This is a genomic window from Bradyrhizobium oligotrophicum (genome assembly GCF_051168495.1).
Taxonomy (GTDB): domain Bacteria; phylum Pseudomonadota; class Alphaproteobacteria; order Rhizobiales; family Xanthobacteraceae; genus Bradyrhizobium; species Bradyrhizobium oligotrophicum_A.
Map to the genome: position 1 here is coordinate 47,807 of NZ_JBNPVB010000017.1, position 15,553 is coordinate 63,359.

The 15,553-nt window shown below is 63.7% G+C and carries 12 protein-coding genes; 6 read left to right on the forward strand and 6 right to left on the reverse strand.

Annotated elements, in window-relative coordinates; genetic code table 11:
* Positions 1-40 precede the first annotated feature (40 nt).
* Positions 41-253, reverse strand: a complete 213-nt coding sequence (locus tag ACQR1B_RS27190) for a hypothetical protein (protein ID WP_434835458.1) — start codon at positions 251-253, stop codon at positions 41-43.
* A 186-nt stretch (positions 254-439) separates the two neighbouring features.
* Positions 440-913 (reverse strand): hypothetical protein, encoded by a 474-nt coding sequence (locus ACQR1B_RS27195; protein WP_434835459.1) that lies wholly within the window; start codon positions 911-913, stop codon positions 440-442.
* Between the two features lie 333 nt (positions 914-1,246).
* Here ACQR1B_RS27195 and ACQR1B_RS27200 point away from each other — a divergent pair, with 333 nt between their 5' ends.
* From ACQR1B_RS27200 to ACQR1B_RS27210, 3 genes are all read left to right on the forward strand, one after another.
* Positions 1,247-1,417 (forward strand): hypothetical protein, encoded by a 171-nt coding sequence (locus ACQR1B_RS27200; RefSeq protein ID WP_434835460.1) that lies wholly within the window; start codon positions 1,247-1,249, stop codon positions 1,415-1,417.
* Between the two features lie 408 nt (positions 1,418-1,825).
* Positions 1,826-1,981 carry a hypothetical protein gene (locus tag ACQR1B_RS27205; protein ID WP_434835461.1) on the forward strand — a complete coding sequence of 52 codons (156 nt, stop codon included), beginning with the start codon at positions 1,826-1,828 and terminating at the stop codon, positions 1,979-1,981.
* Between the two features lie 294 nt (positions 1,982-2,275).
* Positions 2,276-2,551, forward strand: coding sequence for a hypothetical protein (locus tag ACQR1B_RS27210; protein ID WP_434835462.1), 276 nt, complete (start codon positions 2,276-2,278; stop codon positions 2,549-2,551).
* A 67-nt stretch (positions 2,552-2,618) separates the two neighbouring features.
* Here the strand turns inward: ACQR1B_RS27210 and ACQR1B_RS27215 are convergent, their stop codons facing one another.
* A complete protein-coding gene (locus ACQR1B_RS27215; protein WP_434835463.1) occupies positions 2,619-2,981 on the reverse strand; it encodes a PRC-barrel domain-containing protein in 363 nt (120 codons plus the stop codon).
* A gap of 437 nt (positions 2,982-3,418) precedes the next feature.
* On the opposite strand from ACQR1B_RS27215, the gene ACQR1B_RS27220 reads away from it, so the two are divergent.
* Positions 3,419-4,432, forward strand: a complete 1,014-nt coding sequence (locus tag ACQR1B_RS27220; protein ID WP_434835559.1) for an SDR family oxidoreductase — start codon at positions 3,419-3,421, stop codon at positions 4,430-4,432.
* A gap of 13 nt (positions 4,433-4,445) precedes the next feature.
* On the opposite strand, the gene ACQR1B_RS27225 is transcribed toward ACQR1B_RS27220, so the two are convergent.
* Together ACQR1B_RS27225 and ACQR1B_RS27230 are read right to left on the reverse strand one after the other, a co-directional pair.
* Positions 4,446-4,577 (reverse strand): hypothetical protein, encoded by a 132-nt coding sequence (locus ACQR1B_RS27225; protein WP_434835464.1) that lies wholly within the window; start codon positions 4,575-4,577, stop codon positions 4,446-4,448.
* Positions 4,578-4,610: 33 nt separating this feature from the next.
* A complete protein-coding gene (locus ACQR1B_RS27230; RefSeq protein ID WP_434835560.1) occupies positions 4,611-4,793 on the reverse strand; it encodes a hypothetical protein in 183 nt (60 codons plus the stop codon).
* Positions 4,794-5,332: 539 nt separating this feature from the next.
* Here ACQR1B_RS27230 and ACQR1B_RS27235 point away from each other — a divergent pair.
* Complete coding sequence (locus ACQR1B_RS27235; RefSeq protein ID WP_434835465.1) at positions 5,333-11,554, forward strand: HAMP domain-containing protein; 6,222 nt, start codon at positions 5,333-5,335, stop codon at positions 11,552-11,554.
* 14 nt (positions 11,555-11,568) lie between these two features.
* Positions 11,569-13,062, forward strand: a complete 1,494-nt coding sequence (locus tag ACQR1B_RS27240) for an HWE histidine kinase domain-containing protein (RefSeq protein WP_434835466.1) — start codon at positions 11,569-11,571, stop codon at positions 13,060-13,062.
* 15 nt (positions 13,063-13,077) lie between these two features.
* Here the strand turns inward: ACQR1B_RS27240 and ACQR1B_RS27245 are convergent, their stop codons facing one another.
* Entirely contained in the window at positions 13,078-15,363 is a 2,286-nt protein-coding gene (locus tag ACQR1B_RS27245; protein WP_434835467.1) for an FdhF/YdeP family oxidoreductase, read from the reverse strand.
* Between the last annotated feature and the right edge of the window lie 190 nt (positions 15,364-15,553).

The window sequence follows — 15,553 nt, forward strand, 5'->3', positions numbered from 1 at the left end:
CATGGCTGATCGAGCGGCCTTGTGCGCCCGGCGCTTTGCGTCACGGCAGGCTGCGCCCGCCGGCCTCGCTGAGAAGCGCATCGAGCCGGTCCGGACTCATGCTCTGGCCCCCCGGCGTCTCGATGCTGACATAGGCGGCGCCGAGGCGCAGATAGGTGTTGGCCGTCAGCAGCGCATCCTGCGCGCTACGGCACCTGATGGTGGCGATCGCGCAGACACTTTCTGCCCGGACGGTGAACGACGCGGCAGCCATGAAGAACGAACTCGTTTGCAAGCGGCGGCTGGAATCAGGCCGCAGCTTAGGCAGCGAGACCCAACGGCATCATTGAGCTGGATCAAACGGTTCGATCGGCGCGCCTCCAGGGCTCCACAGGATCGGCCGCGGAAACCGCCTCTGCTTCGATGCGAGCGACTCACGCTCCGCCGATGCGTACCCTGCTCAGCTCCGGTTCAGCGACAGGCTGATGCGGGTGACGATGCCGTCCCAATCGCGCTCCCAGGCCCTGGGATAATTGATCAGAACGCAATGCGCGTAGCCGCCGGCGAAGTTGCAGCGGTTGTACCAGACATAGTCGCCTTTGTAGCTCGACACCGCAAAGAAGCGCGAGGTGACGCGCTTGTACTGGATGTTCGGCGGCGGGTTCTTCTTCGCGAGGAATCGTGACGGCGAATCCTGCGCGTCGTTAGGCGCCGACTGGACGGTCAGATTGGCGCGGCCGTCGGAAGTCTGGAAGCGCTGGCCATGGCCGTCGGGACGGCCTGCCGTGTCGCTGAAAATGGAAACGGGAATCTCGACCGAGGTGCCGGTCTCCGGAATCCGGTAGGTGGTCCAGCGCACCGGATCGGCCGACGCGGCCGCGCTCGAGCAGGCGGCGAACGCGAGCGCGGCAAGAGGCTTGATGATCGGATTCATGTCTGTCATTCCCAAACGGCATCCAGAAAGCGACAACGTTAGCCGACCTTCGCGGCTCCGCGAAGGCGAGTTCCGATTGTCCCCCGGAGAACGCCGATCACCAACCGAAGGTTCACGGCGCAGCGAACGTCGTGCAAGCGCTTGGCGACATGCGATCCGCATGGCCGTCCAGATCCAGGGGGAAAACGTTCGCAGGCCGGTTGACCGCACTGTCATACGCCCACCATCCTTTGGGCCCGCCGTGCCGCGAGCGCACCGGCAATGGTCTGCCAACGCTGCCATGGCCACGCCCCATCTGGGCTCACCGCGCGACACCGGCGGGATACGACCCTGATGATTGTGCGGCTGTTGTTTGATGAGCACACCCACAACGAGAATTCGACAACGGTCTTCCGCCGCCGCCGTTCACATGATACCAGTCATGCCAATGATACCGGCAACCTCGTGGCGAAATTGGCCACAAGGATTAACGCCCTGCCCCATATTGGCCGCGGCCGAATATGATCGCCGCTATATTTCGAGTTGCTTTTGCAACCGGCCCGATCGATCACCCCGGACAGTCCTCAGGCCGGCCGGGCTGGGCCGGTTACGATCGCTCAAGATGCTTTATAGCAAGAGCCAAGCTCAAAAACGTGCTGCTTCGCAATTCAACAACCAGGCAACTTCATTCAACAGCCACGACGTGCAGCAATACTTCTGCGCAACTAATTTAAACCTGAGATTTAATTCACCGAACATTTACTTTCCTCAACTTTGCCCCAAAAACTGCACGATGCTGGGCTCCTCTTTCACAATTAGAACTCGTCTGAGACCCTATAAAAATACCTCCCGAACAGCGGGTTCTAAACCTCGAGCATACTTTTCATATCATAACTCCGGCTCCGTCTTCGTTTCGCGTACAGAGGTCCAACCATGACAACCTTGATCAAGGCTCTCCCGACCCATCTCGAAGAGACCCGCATCGACGCCGAGAAACTGCGGACGATCTTGATGCTGTGTGGCGCCACGGCATTCGGCTTCATTCTCCACGCCACCTACGGCCTCGATCTCAGCTACGCCTTCTTCTGATTAGATCAGCCCGCCGCCGCGGCTGGTGGGCGCGCCTTTGCCGGACGCGATCGTCGTCCTTCCCGGCCCGCGGGGCTGTTGAGCAGCCCCGCGCGTCGCCTCTTTCGAAGCAACGCGCGTGACGCGAAAATTGTGGAAGATGCCGTCGATCGCACTTTTGCGCCGCCTGACCGCACCGTGCCCACAATTCCGCCGTGACGCCGCGAGACGCTGAAGGTGTCGAAGTCGCGTGAGGCTTGCGTTTGCTAGACTTGCGTTTGTTAGACTTGCGGTTGGTAGAGGACGAGTAGCGTGATGCGTTCGCCAGTATATGATCTCTATCAGATGAAGCAGGACCGTTTGCCGAAGGGAGCCCGTTCGGCATGGCTGAGAACGCGGCCGAACGAGCCGCCTGCCACGGTGGACGATTGGGTGTTCGTCGGCAAGGAACGGCACCCCAGCCGGTGGACCATCGCCGAGATGAACGAAAAGGGCACCTGCTATCGGGAGATTCCGATCTGGCTATCGAGCCGTCGAAACATGATGGCCGGATCAGCAGCCGACGCCGGTGCGCAGACGCCCGCCACCTAGGTCGCGGTCGTCAAACGCGTACTCGCTCGCAGGGCGCCCGGCACTCCACTGCCGCCGGCGACCGGTCCTATGCGAGTTGAACGCCGTAGTAGTCGTCGACCTTGGCTCCGCGATCCTTCCAATCCCATTCGCGCTCGTCGGAATATTTCGGCGCGCCGCGCAGCTGACTCTCGGTCACCCCGGTGACGTATCCGCCGAGACGGGTGTCGTACTTCAGGGATTGCCACGGCAGCGGGTAGTGGTCGTTGCCGAGTCCGAGAAAGCCACCAAAGCCGAGAACGGCGTAGGAAACCCGGCCGCTCAGCTTGTCGATCATCACGCGTTCGATGGAGCCGATCTTGGTGTCGTCGGCGCCATACACGGCGGTGCCTTCGACCTTGTCGCTCCCGATCAGATTGCCGTATTCTCGCTCATCGAGCATCGACGTCATGTGAGCCTCCGTTGCTAGAGGGTTGACAACGCTCGGCCGTCGCCAGCCGTTCCCTGAAGTCAGTCGGTAGCCGCCCGCTTGCCTTCCCGTTCGGGATGGCCAGTCGATTCGCGGGACGGCGCATTCGGCGCCGTCGTGTGATCCGCCTGCTGCGCACGATTCTTGTCGGCCGGCTGATCCTCACCGCGGCCGTTCTTGACGATCCCATTTTCCTGTTTGGACATCGAAGTTCCCTCGAGTTGCTGCCGGTGCGGATCGCGCTGCATTTCCTGCGATGCGACTGGAATGACGCGAGCAACACGCGTTCGTTCCTCCCACGCGCCACCACGCCGCAGAAGCGATCGAGCCGTTCGACACCGCGTGCTGCCTTTGGCGCCTCGCGAAAGCAACGTTGGTCGACGTCGGCTGTTGACCCTCACCTCAAAGGAGAAAACAACATGGCAGATGATCACACGACATCGATGTCCCGCCGCCAGATGGTTGGAGGCACTGCAACGCTTGCGGCTGCGTCGATGACATCGGCAACGGCGAAAGGACGCGAGACCATGACCTCGGAGTCCAATCCGACCGAACCGCTGGTCGATCCCAAGGATAAATACCCGAAGCCGCCATTCGAACGGCAATCGCAGCCCTGGCCCGGCCTGGCGAGCAGGATGTCGCCGCGGCCCGATCACGGCGAAACCAGCTACAAGGGTTCGGGCCGCCTCGCCGGCCGCAAGGCGTTGATCACCGGCGGCGACTCCGGCGTGGGACGCGCGGCGGCCATCGCCTATGCGCGGGAAGGAGCGGACGTCGCCATCAACTACCACCCGAGCGAGGAGCCGGACGCACGGGAGGTCATCGCACTGATCGAGGCCGAGGGGCGAAAGGCGATCGCCATTCCCGGCGATCTCCGGGACGAACGATTCTGCGAACAGCTGGTGCAGCGCGCCGTCGATTCGCTGGGCGGCCTGGACATCCTCGTCAACAACGCGGCGCGACAGCAGGCGCGTCAATCGATCCTCGAGGTCTCATCCGAGGATTTCGATGCGACCATGAAAACCAACATCTACGCGCCGTTCTGGATCATCAAGGCCGCCCTGCCCCACCTCAGGCCCGGCTCCGTCATCATCGGCACGTCGTCCGAGCAGGCCTACGACCCCTCGCCCGACCTCTACGACTACGCGCAAACCAAGGCTGCGACCATGAACTACGTGAAGTCGCTGGCCAAGCAGTTCGGTCCGAAGGGCATTCGCGTCAACGCCGTTGCGCCGGGGCCGATCTGGACGCCCCTCCAGGTGTCCGGAGGGGCGACGATGGAGAAACTGGAAAAGTTCGGCGGTCAGACGCCGTTGGGGCGTCCTGGCCAGCCCGCCGAGCTGGGATCCATCTACGTCCAGTTGGCGGCCGCGGATGCGAGCTATGCCAACGGGCAGGTTTATGGATCGTCCGGCGGATCCGGCCAGCCGTAAGGCCGCCGCAACTTCAGATGCGCGTCACGGGCTGCGGAAGCGAATACGCTTCCGTATGCACTTGGCGAATCGTCGTGACTGCGGCCACGGCCGAGGCCACGCTGAAGGCGGTCAGCAGCGCAATGAGAACGGTACGGGGTGTCATGAGACGCGCCTCCATTCGAATTTGCAGCACCCGCTACGCGACCTCTTTGCGCTCGACAGGTGGGATCTCGCCGTCGAGCCAATCCTGCTGGAGAGCGAGCGCCCTCCAGCCCTGGGCCATACGCATGTAGCGTCGGAAGGCCGGCTCCCCATCCGCCCGCTCGGCGAGGTGGAGACAATTGTCGGCGTTCTCTCGGAAATGATCTGCTTCCTTCATTTGGAATGATTTGGTGGCCACCTCTTTCCCGTGCAACTGCGTTACGTGATATTAATGATTGTAGTCCGGCGGCGAGGAGCGCCGCCGCAACGCCGTGCCGGTCCCATACCCCGCCCTCTCCCCGTGCACATCATCCTTCGAGGCGGTGGGGCATCTCACCGAATGGACCCGCGTGCCGCGGCGGCCGTCCGCTTCTGCCTCAAATCGCTTGGCCCGCCCGCTCATGGCAGGCTGAGTCTCCTTCGAGTTCCGGACCTCGTGGCCAACAGGACTCTTTCAAATATTGTAATGCAAGGGAACGTTCTCCCAGGTACGGAGTTGAGCCTCTCGTGCCAGCAGATGCCGGTTCCATCGGCTTCAGACGTCAACATCCGGCTTGATTTGAGTAGTTGTCGCGACTTCTATGCCGCGGGCTGATAGACTCGGTTTCTGGCTGGCAGGACAATCTGCTACGGGGGCACTTGATGAGCGAACTTGATTCTGCTGCTGATGCGAAGCCCGCGCGGCAAGGCTTCGGTCGCCAAGGCAACGGAACCGAGATGGCAGACGCCAGCCAGGATCTCCTGCGGGCCCTGCAGGCGATGCGCTCAGGCGATTTCTCGGTGCGCATGAGCGCCGACTATCTCGGCATCGACGGCAAGATCGCCGATACGTTCAACGAAATCATCGCAGCCAATGAACGGATGGCGCAGCAGCTCGAACGCGTCGGCCAGGTGGTCGGCCGCGAAGGCAAGACGCGGCAGCGCGTCAGGTTCGGCATCGCGAGCGGCTCCTGGGCCGACATGGAGAGTTCGGTCAACACGTTGATCGATGATCTGCTGTGGCCGACCCGCGAGGTGACGCGCGCCGTCGCCGCGGTGGCGCAAGGCGACCTGCTGCAGACGGTCAATCTCGATGTCGATGGCCGGCCGCTGGGCGGAGAGTTCCTGCAGTCTGCCACCATCGTCAACACGATGATCAAGCAGCTCAGCGTTTTCACGTCGGAAGTCACGCGCGTGGCGCGTGAGGTCGGCACCGAAGGCAAACTGGGTGGTCAGGCACAGGTTCCGGAGGTCACTGGCGTCTGGAAGGATCTCACCGAGAGCGTCAACTCGATGGCCAACAATCTCACTGGCCAGGTGCGCAACATCGCAGAGGTGACGATCGCGGTCGCCAATGGCGACCTCTCCAAGAAGATCACGGTCGATGTCCGCGGCGAAATCCTGCAGCTGAAAGAAGCCATCAACACGATGGTCGACCAGCTGCGCTCGTTTGCGTCGGAAGTAACGCGCGTCGCCCGCGAGGTCGGCACCGACGGCAAGCTCGGCGGCCAGGCCATCGTTCCCGGCGTGGCCGGCACCTGGAAGGACCTGACCGACTCGGTCAACGCGATGTGCGGCAACCTCACTGCTCAGGTCCGCAACATCGCCAATGTCACCACGGCGGTGGCGCGTGGCGACCTGTCGCGCAAGATCACGGTCGATGTGCGCGGCGAGATCTTGGAGCTGAAGGACACCATCAATACGATGGTCGATCAACTCAACGCTTTCGCGTCGGAAGTGACGCGTGTCGCGCGAGAGGTCGGCACCGAAGGCAAGCTCGGCGGCCAGGCGCAGGTGCCCGGTGTGGCCGGCACCTGGAAGGATCTCACCGACAACGTCAACTTCATGGCCTCCAACCTCACGGCGCAGGTCCGCAACATCGCCGACGTCGCCACCGCCATTGCGAGCGGCGACCTGTCCAAGAAGATCACGGTCAACGTGTCCGGCGAGATCCTTCAGCTGAAGGAGACGCTGAACACCATGGTCGACCAGCTCAACGCCTTTGCCGGCGAGGTCACGCGCGTGGCGCGCGAGGTCGGCACCGAGGGACGGCTCGGCGGCCAGGCCAACGTGCTCGGCGTCGCCGGCACCTGGAAGGACCTGACCGAGAGCGTCAACTCGATGGCCTCGAACCTCACGGCCCAGGTCCGCAACATCGCCGAGGTGACGACCGCCGTCGCCAATGGCGACCTGTCCAAGAAGATCACGGTCGACGTGCGCGGCGAAATTCTCGAGCTGAAGGACACCATCAACACGATGGTCGATCAGCTCAACGCCTTCGCCGGCGAGGTGACGCGCGTCGCACGTGAGGTCGGCACCGAGGGCAAGCTCGGCGGCCAGGCCATGGTGCGCGGCGTCGCCGGCACCTGGAAGGACCTCACCGACAGCGTCAACTCTATGGCGTCCAACCTGACCGGTCAGGTCCGCAACATCGCCGAGGTTGCGACCGCGGTCGCCAAGGGAGACCTGTCGAAGAAGATCACCGTCAACGTGTCGGGCGAAATCCTTCAGTTGAAGGAAACGCTCAACACGATGGTCGACCAGCTCAACGCCTTCGCCGGCGAAGTGACCCGCGTGGCGCGCGAGGTCGGCACCGACGGCAAGCTCGGCGGCCAGGCCGAGGTGCCCGGCGTCGCCGGCACCTGGAAGGACTTGACCGACAGCGTCAACTCGATGGCCGGCAACCTCACCGCCCAGGTCCGCAACATCGCCGAGGTCGCGACCGCGATTGCCGGCGGCGACCTGTCGCGCAAGATCACGGTCGACGTGCGCGGCGAAATCCTGAGCCTGAAGGAAACGCTGAACACGATGGTCGATCAGCTCAACCGCTTCGCGGGCGAGGTGACGCGCGTGGCGCGAGAGGTCGGCACCGAGGGACGGCTCGGCGGTCAGGCGAATGTGCCCGGTGTCGCGGGCACCTGGAAAGATCTGACAGACAGCGTCAACTCGATGGCCGGCAACCTGACGGCTCAGGTGCGTAACATCGCCGAGGTGACCACCGCCGTGGCGCGCGGCGATCTCTCGCGCAAGATCACCGTCGACGTGAAGGGCGAAATCCTCGAGCTGAAGAACACCATCAACACCATGGTCGACCAGCTCAACGCCTTCGCCTCGGAGGTGACGCGCGTGGCGCGCGAGGTCGGCACCGAGGGCAAGCTCGGCGGCCAGGCCGAAGTGCCGGAAGTCGCCGGCACCTGGAAGGACCTGACCGACAGCGTCAACTTCATGGCCTCCAACCTCACGGCCCAGGTCCGCAACATCGCCGAGGTCGCGACCGCGATTGCCGGCGGCGATCTGTCGAAGAAGATCACGGTCGACGTCCGCGGCGAGATCCTGCTGCTCAAGGACACCCTGAACACGATGGTGGAGCAGCTGCGCTCGTTTGCGGCCGAAGTGACGCGCGTGGCGCGCGAGGTCGGCACCGAGGGACGGCTCGGCGGCCAGGCCGTGGTACCCGGCGTCGGCGGCACCTGGAAGGACCTGACCGACAACGTCAACCTGCTCGCCGCCAACCTCACCACGCAGGTCCGAAACATTGCGGAAGTCACCACCGCCGTCGCGCGCGGCGATCTCTCACGCAAGATCACCGTCGACGTGAAGGGCGAGATCCTCGAACTGAAGAACACGATCAACACGATGGTCGATCAGCTCAACGCCTTCGCCGGCGAGGTGACGCGCGTCGCCCGCGAGGTCGGCACGGAAGGCAAGCTCGGCGGACAGGCCCAGGTGCCGGGCGTCGCCGGCACCTGGAAGGACCTGACCGACACCGTGAACTTCATGGCCGCCAACCTGACCGAGCAGGTGCGTGGCATCGTCAAGGTCGTGACCGCGGTGGCCAATGGCGATCTCAAGCAGAACCTCACCGTGAAGTCGAAGGGCGAAGTGGCCGCGCTTGCCGAAACCATCAACAACATGACGGAAACGCTCGCGACATTCGCCGATCAGGTCACCAGCGTCGCCCGCGAGGTCGGCGTCGAAGGCCGTCTCGGCGGCCAGGCCAACGTGCCCGGTGCCGCCGGCACCTGGAAGGACCTGACGGGCAACGTCAACCTGCTCGCGGCGAACCTGACATCCCAGGTCCGTGCCATCGCCGAAGTCGCGACCGCCGTCACCAAGGGCGATCTCACCCGCACAATTCAGGTCGATGCGCGCGGCGAGGTCTCCGAGCTCAAAGACAACATCAATACCATGATCACCAATCTGAGGCTGACGACCGACCTCAACACCGAGCAGGACTGGCTGAAGACGAACCTCGCCAAGTTCACCAACATGCTGCAGGGGCAGCGTGACCTGACGACGGTCGGACGGCTGCTGCTGACCGAGCTGACGCCGCTGGTCAATGCCCATCGCGGCGTGATCTACCAGGTCGAGAACGAGTATACGCCGCAGCTCCGCCTGCTCGCCTCCTATGCCGGTGACGGCGTCTACCCGCATCGTCAGCTCGTGCAGTTCGGCGAGGGACTGATCGGCCAATGCGCCATCGACAAGCGCCAGCGGCTGATCTCGGACATTCCTTCCGACGTCATACCGGTGGGCTCTGCCCTGCTCCGTGCCGTTCCGAAGAACCTCGTCGTGCTGCCGGTGCTGTTCGAGAGCCAGGTCAAGGCGGTGATCGAGCTGGCGTCCCTCAGCCCGTTCACGACGTCACAGATGACGTTCCTGGATCAGCTCACCGATTCCATCGGCATCGTGCTCAACTCGATCGAGGCCACGATGCAGACCGAGGGCCTGCTGAAGCAGTCGCAGCAGCTCGCCGCCGAGCTGCAGGCGCAGCAGCGGGAGCTGCAGCAGACCAACGAGCAGCTCGAGCAGAAGGCGCAGCAGCTCGCCGAGCGCAACGTCGAGGTCGAGCGCAAGAACCAGGAGATCGAGCAGGCCCGCCGCGCGCTCGAGGAGAAGGCCACCGAGCTCGCACTGACGTCCAAGTACAAGTCCGAGTTCCTGGCCAACATGTCGCACGAGCTGCGCACGCCGCTCAACAGCATCCTGATCCTGGGCCAGCAGCTCACCGAAAATCCGGACGGCAATCTCTCCGTCAAGCAGGTCGAGTTCGCCCGGACCATTCACGGCGCCGGCACCGATCTGCTCAACCTGATCAGCGACATTCTCGATCTCTCCAAGATCGAATCCGGCACCGTGACCGTCGATGCCGAAGAGATCCTCACCGCCAACCTGCTGGACACCGTCGGACGCCCGTTCCGGCACGAGGCCGAAAACCGCCTGCTGTCCTTCAACATCGACGTCGATCCGACCCTCGCGCGCAGCATCGTCACGGACTCCAAGCGCCTGCAGCAGGTGCTGAAGAACCTGCTCTCGAATGCCTTCAAGTTCACCGCAGATGGCGGCGTCCGCCTGAAAGTGTCGGCAGCGCTGGGCGGATGGAGCGCCGAACATCTGGTGCTCAACAATGCGCCCGCAGTGATCGCTTTCGAAGTGTCGGACACCGGCATCGGCATTCCCCAGGACAAGCAGAAGCTGATCTTCGAGGCGTTCCAGCAGGCCGATGCCGGCACGAGCCGTAAATATGGCGGCACCGGCCTCGGGCTTGCGATCAGCCGCGAACTCGCCAACCTGCTCGGCGGCGAAATCCATCTCAAGAGCGCGCCCGGCAAGGGCAGCACTTTCACGCTCTATCTGCCGCTGAAGTATTCCGGCCCGGCCACGGCGCCGCGCATCAGCCCGGCGCCCTCGATCCCCTACATTCAAACTCCCGCTCTGCAGTCGGCCGCCGCGCCGGAGCGCGCGATCGAGCAACTGGCGGATGATCGGCTCGACCTCGCGGCAGGTGACACGATCCTCCTGATCGTCGAGGACGACCCCCACTACGCCCGTGTGCTGATCGATCTCGCGCGCGACAAGGGCTTCAAGGTCCTGGTTGCAAGCCGCGGCGCCGAGGCGCTCGATCTCGCCAAGCAGTACCAGCCCGCCGCGATCTCCCTGGACGTGTTCCTGCCGGACATGCTCGGCTGGACCGTCCTGAGCCAGCTCAAGCACAATCCGCTGACGCGGCACATTCCCGTGCAAATCATCACGCTCGATGAAGACCGCCAGCACGCGCTGGCGCGCGGAGCCTTCTCGTTCGTCAGCAAGCCGACGACGACGGAAGGCGTCAGCGCGGCGCTGGCTCAGATCAAGGAATATGCCAAGCCGCGACGCAAGCGGCTGCTGATCGTCGAAGACAACGCCGCAGAGCAGATGAGCATTCGCGAACTGCTGGACCACGACGACATCGAGATCGTCGCAGCTGAAACCGGCGCCGACGCACTCGACGCCATGCGCAGTGCGCCATGGGACTGCGTCGTGCTCGATCTGCGCCTGCCGGACATGAGCGGCTTCGATGTGCTCGATCAGTTGCGCTCCGACGAGGCCTTGTCCGGGGTGCCGGTGGTCGTGTTCACGGGACGCGAATTGTCGGCTGAGGAAGATGCGGAACTCCACACCATCGCGCGCAGCATCGTCGTCAAGGGCGTGGAGTCGCCCGAGCGCCTGCTTGATGAGACCTCGCTGTTCCTGCATCGCGTGATCACGGAACTGCCGGTCGAGAAGCAGCGCATGCTGGAAAAGCTCAACAGTTCCGACGAAGATTTGATCGGCAAGACGGTGCTGCTGGTGGACGACGACGCGCGCAATATCTTTGCTCTGTCGAGCGTGCTGGAACGCCGCGGCATGAAGGTGCTGACCGCGACCACCGGCAGCGAGGCGATCGAATTGGTACAAGACAACCCGGAGATTGCGATCGTGCTGATGGACATCATGATGCCCCAGATGGACGGCTATCAAACCATCGGCGTCATCAGGCAGAAGCCGATCTTCGCCCGGCTCCCGATCATCGCGCTGACCGCGAAAGCCATGAAGGGAGATCGCGAGAAGTGCCTTGAAGCCGGCGCGTCCGACTATCTGGCAAAACCCGTCAACACCGAACAGCTGCTTCTTGCGATCCGCATGTGGCTGCACCGCTGAACGGCACAACGATCATGGAACATGAGAAGGTCAACATTCTCCTGGTTGACGACCAGCCTGCGAAACTGCTGGCTTATGAAGTCATCCTCAAGGATCTCGGAGAAAATCTCGTCGTCGCGACCTCGGGCCGCGAGGCGCTCGAGATCCTGTTGAAGAACGAGATCGCCGTCATCCTGGTCGACGTCTGCATGCCCGAACTGGACGGCTTCGAGCTGGCGCAGATGATCCGCGAGCATCCGCGGTTCCAGAAAATCGCGATCATCTTCATTTCCGCCGTTCAGGTCAGCGATTTCGATCGGCTGCGCGGCTATGAGATGGGTGCCGTCGACTACGTCCCGGTTCCGGTCATACCAGAGGTGTTGCGGGCCAAGATCAAGGTCTTCACCGAGCTTTATCGCAAGACCCGCGAGCTGGAGCACTTGAACCTGGAGCTCGAAAACCGCGTGCGCGCACGCACCGCGGAGCTCGAGCGATCAACGGCTCAGTTGAGGGAAAGCGAGCAGCGCCGCAGCATGGCCATCGCGGCCGGCAGGATGGGATCGTGGGACTGGGACTGCGTCAACGGCGACTGGATGTGGGACGAGGGGCAGTACCGCATCTTCGGGGTGACGCCGCAGACCTTCGAGCTCAACAGCGTGAACATCATGAGTCTGCTGCACCCCGATGATGCCGAGCGAGCGCGGCAGCTGGTCGCGGAGTTCGACCGCGGGGCGACATCCTGCGAAGCAGAGTTTCGTATCAACAGGCCGGACGGCGACGAGCGCTGGTGCGTCGGAACGGCGGCGGTGACTGCGGACATGGCCGGTCGCGTGATTCGCGTCAGCGGTGTCACCATCGACATCACCGAGCGCAAGCGGGCGGAGGAGCGCCAGAACCTGTTGACCCGCGAGGTCGATCACCGTGCCAAGAACGCACTGACCTTGGCGCAATCGATCGTCAGGCTGACCAAGGCCGATAGCATGAGGACCTATGTCAGCGCCGTCGAGGGCCGCATCAGTGCGCTCGCCCGCGTTCATACCATCCTCTCCCTGTCGAGCTGGCAGGGCGCAGAGATCAGCCGGCTGGTGGCCGAAGAGCTCGCCCCCTACGCGACCGGGGGCCAAGTCGGTTTCGGCGGCCCGGAACTGCAGCTCCAGCCGGCCATGGCGCAGACCCTGGCGTTGGCGCTGCACGAATTGGTCACGAACTCCGCCAAATACGGTGCGCTGTCGGCGCCCTCGGGCCATCTATCGGTCCAATGGACGATCGAGCATGAACGGCTCGATCTCATCTGGATCGAAACCGGCGGCCCGCTGGTCCATGTGCCGACCTCGCGCGGCTTTGGTACCCGCAGCCTGATGGCGAGCGTCGAGAGCCAGCTGGGCGGCCGGGCAGTGTTCGACTGGCGTCCGGAGGGACTCGTCTGCCGCCTCGTCGTGCCGCTTCGCCCCGACGCGACGCCGCCAGAGATCACGTCGTCTTTCACGGTCGCAGCGTCCAACGACGGACGAAAGCGCGCGGCCGGCTGACCGCTGCCCCAGGGCTCAGCCGGCCGCCTCCCTGGTGATCCGAACGGGCACCGACTTCGCGGCAGGCACCTTGCTGCCTTCGGCGTAGTGCTTGAGCGGGATCAATCCGTTGCACTCCGGATAGTAGGCGGCGATGCTGAATTTAGGAATGTCGTATGCGACGGTCTGCAACCCGCCGAGAGAACGATCGACGCCGTCATCGGCAACAGTCGAAAGACGTATGAGATCGCCCTGCTCGATGCCCAGCTCCTTCATGTCGGTCGCATTCATGAACACGACCTGCCGCCCCCCAGTGACGCCGCGGAAGCGATCGTCCTCGTTGTAGATCGTGGTGTTGAACTGGCCGTCGGCGCGCAACGTCATCAGCTGGAATATGCCGTTGCCGTGTTCAGGCGGGCTGAGCGCAGCTTTGGGCACCGTGAAATTGGCCTTGCCGGTTGCGGTCTTCCATTTGCGCTCGCGGGCGCCGAGCGGCCGCGGAAAGCCGCCGGGCTGGAACAGCCGCGCGTTGAAATCCCTGAACTGGTCGGGATAGGTGCGTTCGATCGCGTCTCTCACCAGTGCGTAGTTGCCGACCCAGGCGTCCCAGTCGACGCGCGGATTGGGCGGCAGCGTCGCCTTGGCAAGACCGGCGACGATGGCCGGCTCGGACAACAAGCCCTCGGCGACCGGCTTGCGCTGGCCGCGCGAGCCCTGGATGCAGGTGGTGGAATCTTCCATGGCGACGGCTTGGTCGCCGCCCGCCTGGCGATCGATATCGATCCGGCCGAGGCATGGCAGCAGGTAGGTGACCTCGCCCGGAATGATATGGGTGCGATTGAGCTTGGTCGCGATCTGCACCGAAAGCCGCAGCTTCGCCCAGGCCGGCTCCATCAGCGAGCGCTCCGGCACGGCGCGCAGGAAATTGCCGCCGAGCCCGACGAATCCCTTCACTTGGCCCGCGATGATCGCCTCGCAGGCATCGACCGTCGTGAGGCCGTCCCATCGCGGCGGCGCGAAGTCATAGAGCTCGGCCAACCTGTCGAGTGGCACCAGCCTGGCCTTCTCGGAGATTCCGACGGTGCGCTGCCCCTGGACGTTGGAGTGCCCGCGAACCGGCGAGATGCCCGCGCCCGGCTTGCCGATGTTTCCGCGCAACAGCAACAGGTTCACGATCATCTTCGCCGTCTCGACGCCATGGCGATGCTGCGTGATCCCCATCCCGTAATTGGCGATCACGGCGTGCGCCGATGCGTAGACCGTGGCGGCATCGACAATCGCGGCGCGGCCGAGGCCGGACGCCCGCTCGATGTCATCCCAAGACGCCTCCCGGCAGCAGTTGGCGAATTGTTCGAAACCGGATGTGTGCTGCTCGATGAAAGCAACATCGAGCACGCGCGGACTCTTCGCGGCGATGGCCGCATCATCCGCCTCGATCACGACCTTGCACATCCCGAGCAGCGCGGCCGCATCACCGCCGACCCTGACCTGATGGTACTGCGTGCTGATCCGGGTACTGCCGGTCAGCACCATCTCGATGGGATTCTGCGGATCGGTGAAGCGCTCCAGACCGCGCTCGCGCAAGGGATTGAACGTGATGATGGGAACGCCGCGCTTCGCCGCCTGCTGCAGGGGATGCAGCATGCGCGGTGAGTTCGTCGTCGTGTTCTGGCCGAAGAACATGATGCAATCGGCCTTGTCGAAATCCTCCAGCAGCACGGTTCCGACGGAAACTCCGATCACCTCGGGCAGCGCCACCGACGTGGACTCATGGCACATGTTGGAACTGTCCGGAAAATTGTTCGTGCCGTACATGCGCCCGAACAGCTGGTACATGTAGCTCGTCTCGAGCGACGCCCGGCCCGACGTGTAAAACACGGCGTCGTGCGGATCGAGCTTGTTGAGCTCGGCGCCGATCTCGCGAAACGCATCGACCCAGCTCACCGCAACGTAGCGGTCCGTGGCCGCATCATGGCGCATCGGATGCGTCAGGCGCCCCTGCGCTTCCAACTGATGGTCCGACCACGTCCGCAATTCGGCCAATGGATGCGCTGCGAAGAATTCGGGCCCGACGGTCTTGCCGGTGATCTCCCACGCGGTCGCCTTGGCGCCGTTCTCGCAGAATTCGAAGGCATGCGGCTTAGCCGGCTTCGCCCATGAGCAGCTGACGCACATGAAGCCGCCCGGCTTGTTCTGCTTCAGCAGGATCTCGCTGCCGAGCAGCGTCACTTCCTCCTGCGTCAGGATGCCGAGCACAGCCTGAACGGAGCCCCAGCCGCCGGCTGGAGACTTGTAGTCCTGGATCTTCGCCTTGTCGCTCACAGCAGGTCTCCACGGCCGGAAACCCGGCCAACCCGCGATCACTGCGTCGGTTCCGTTCTCATGCGAGGTTGGGATCTGGGCGGCGGCAGCGGCCGTCGAGCGCGAGGAAGTTAGGAACGACGAGCGGCGGCAGACGTCTTCCTTATGTCTCCGGCGGCGTTCCCCCATCTCGTCGGAGGCAACTCCGTGT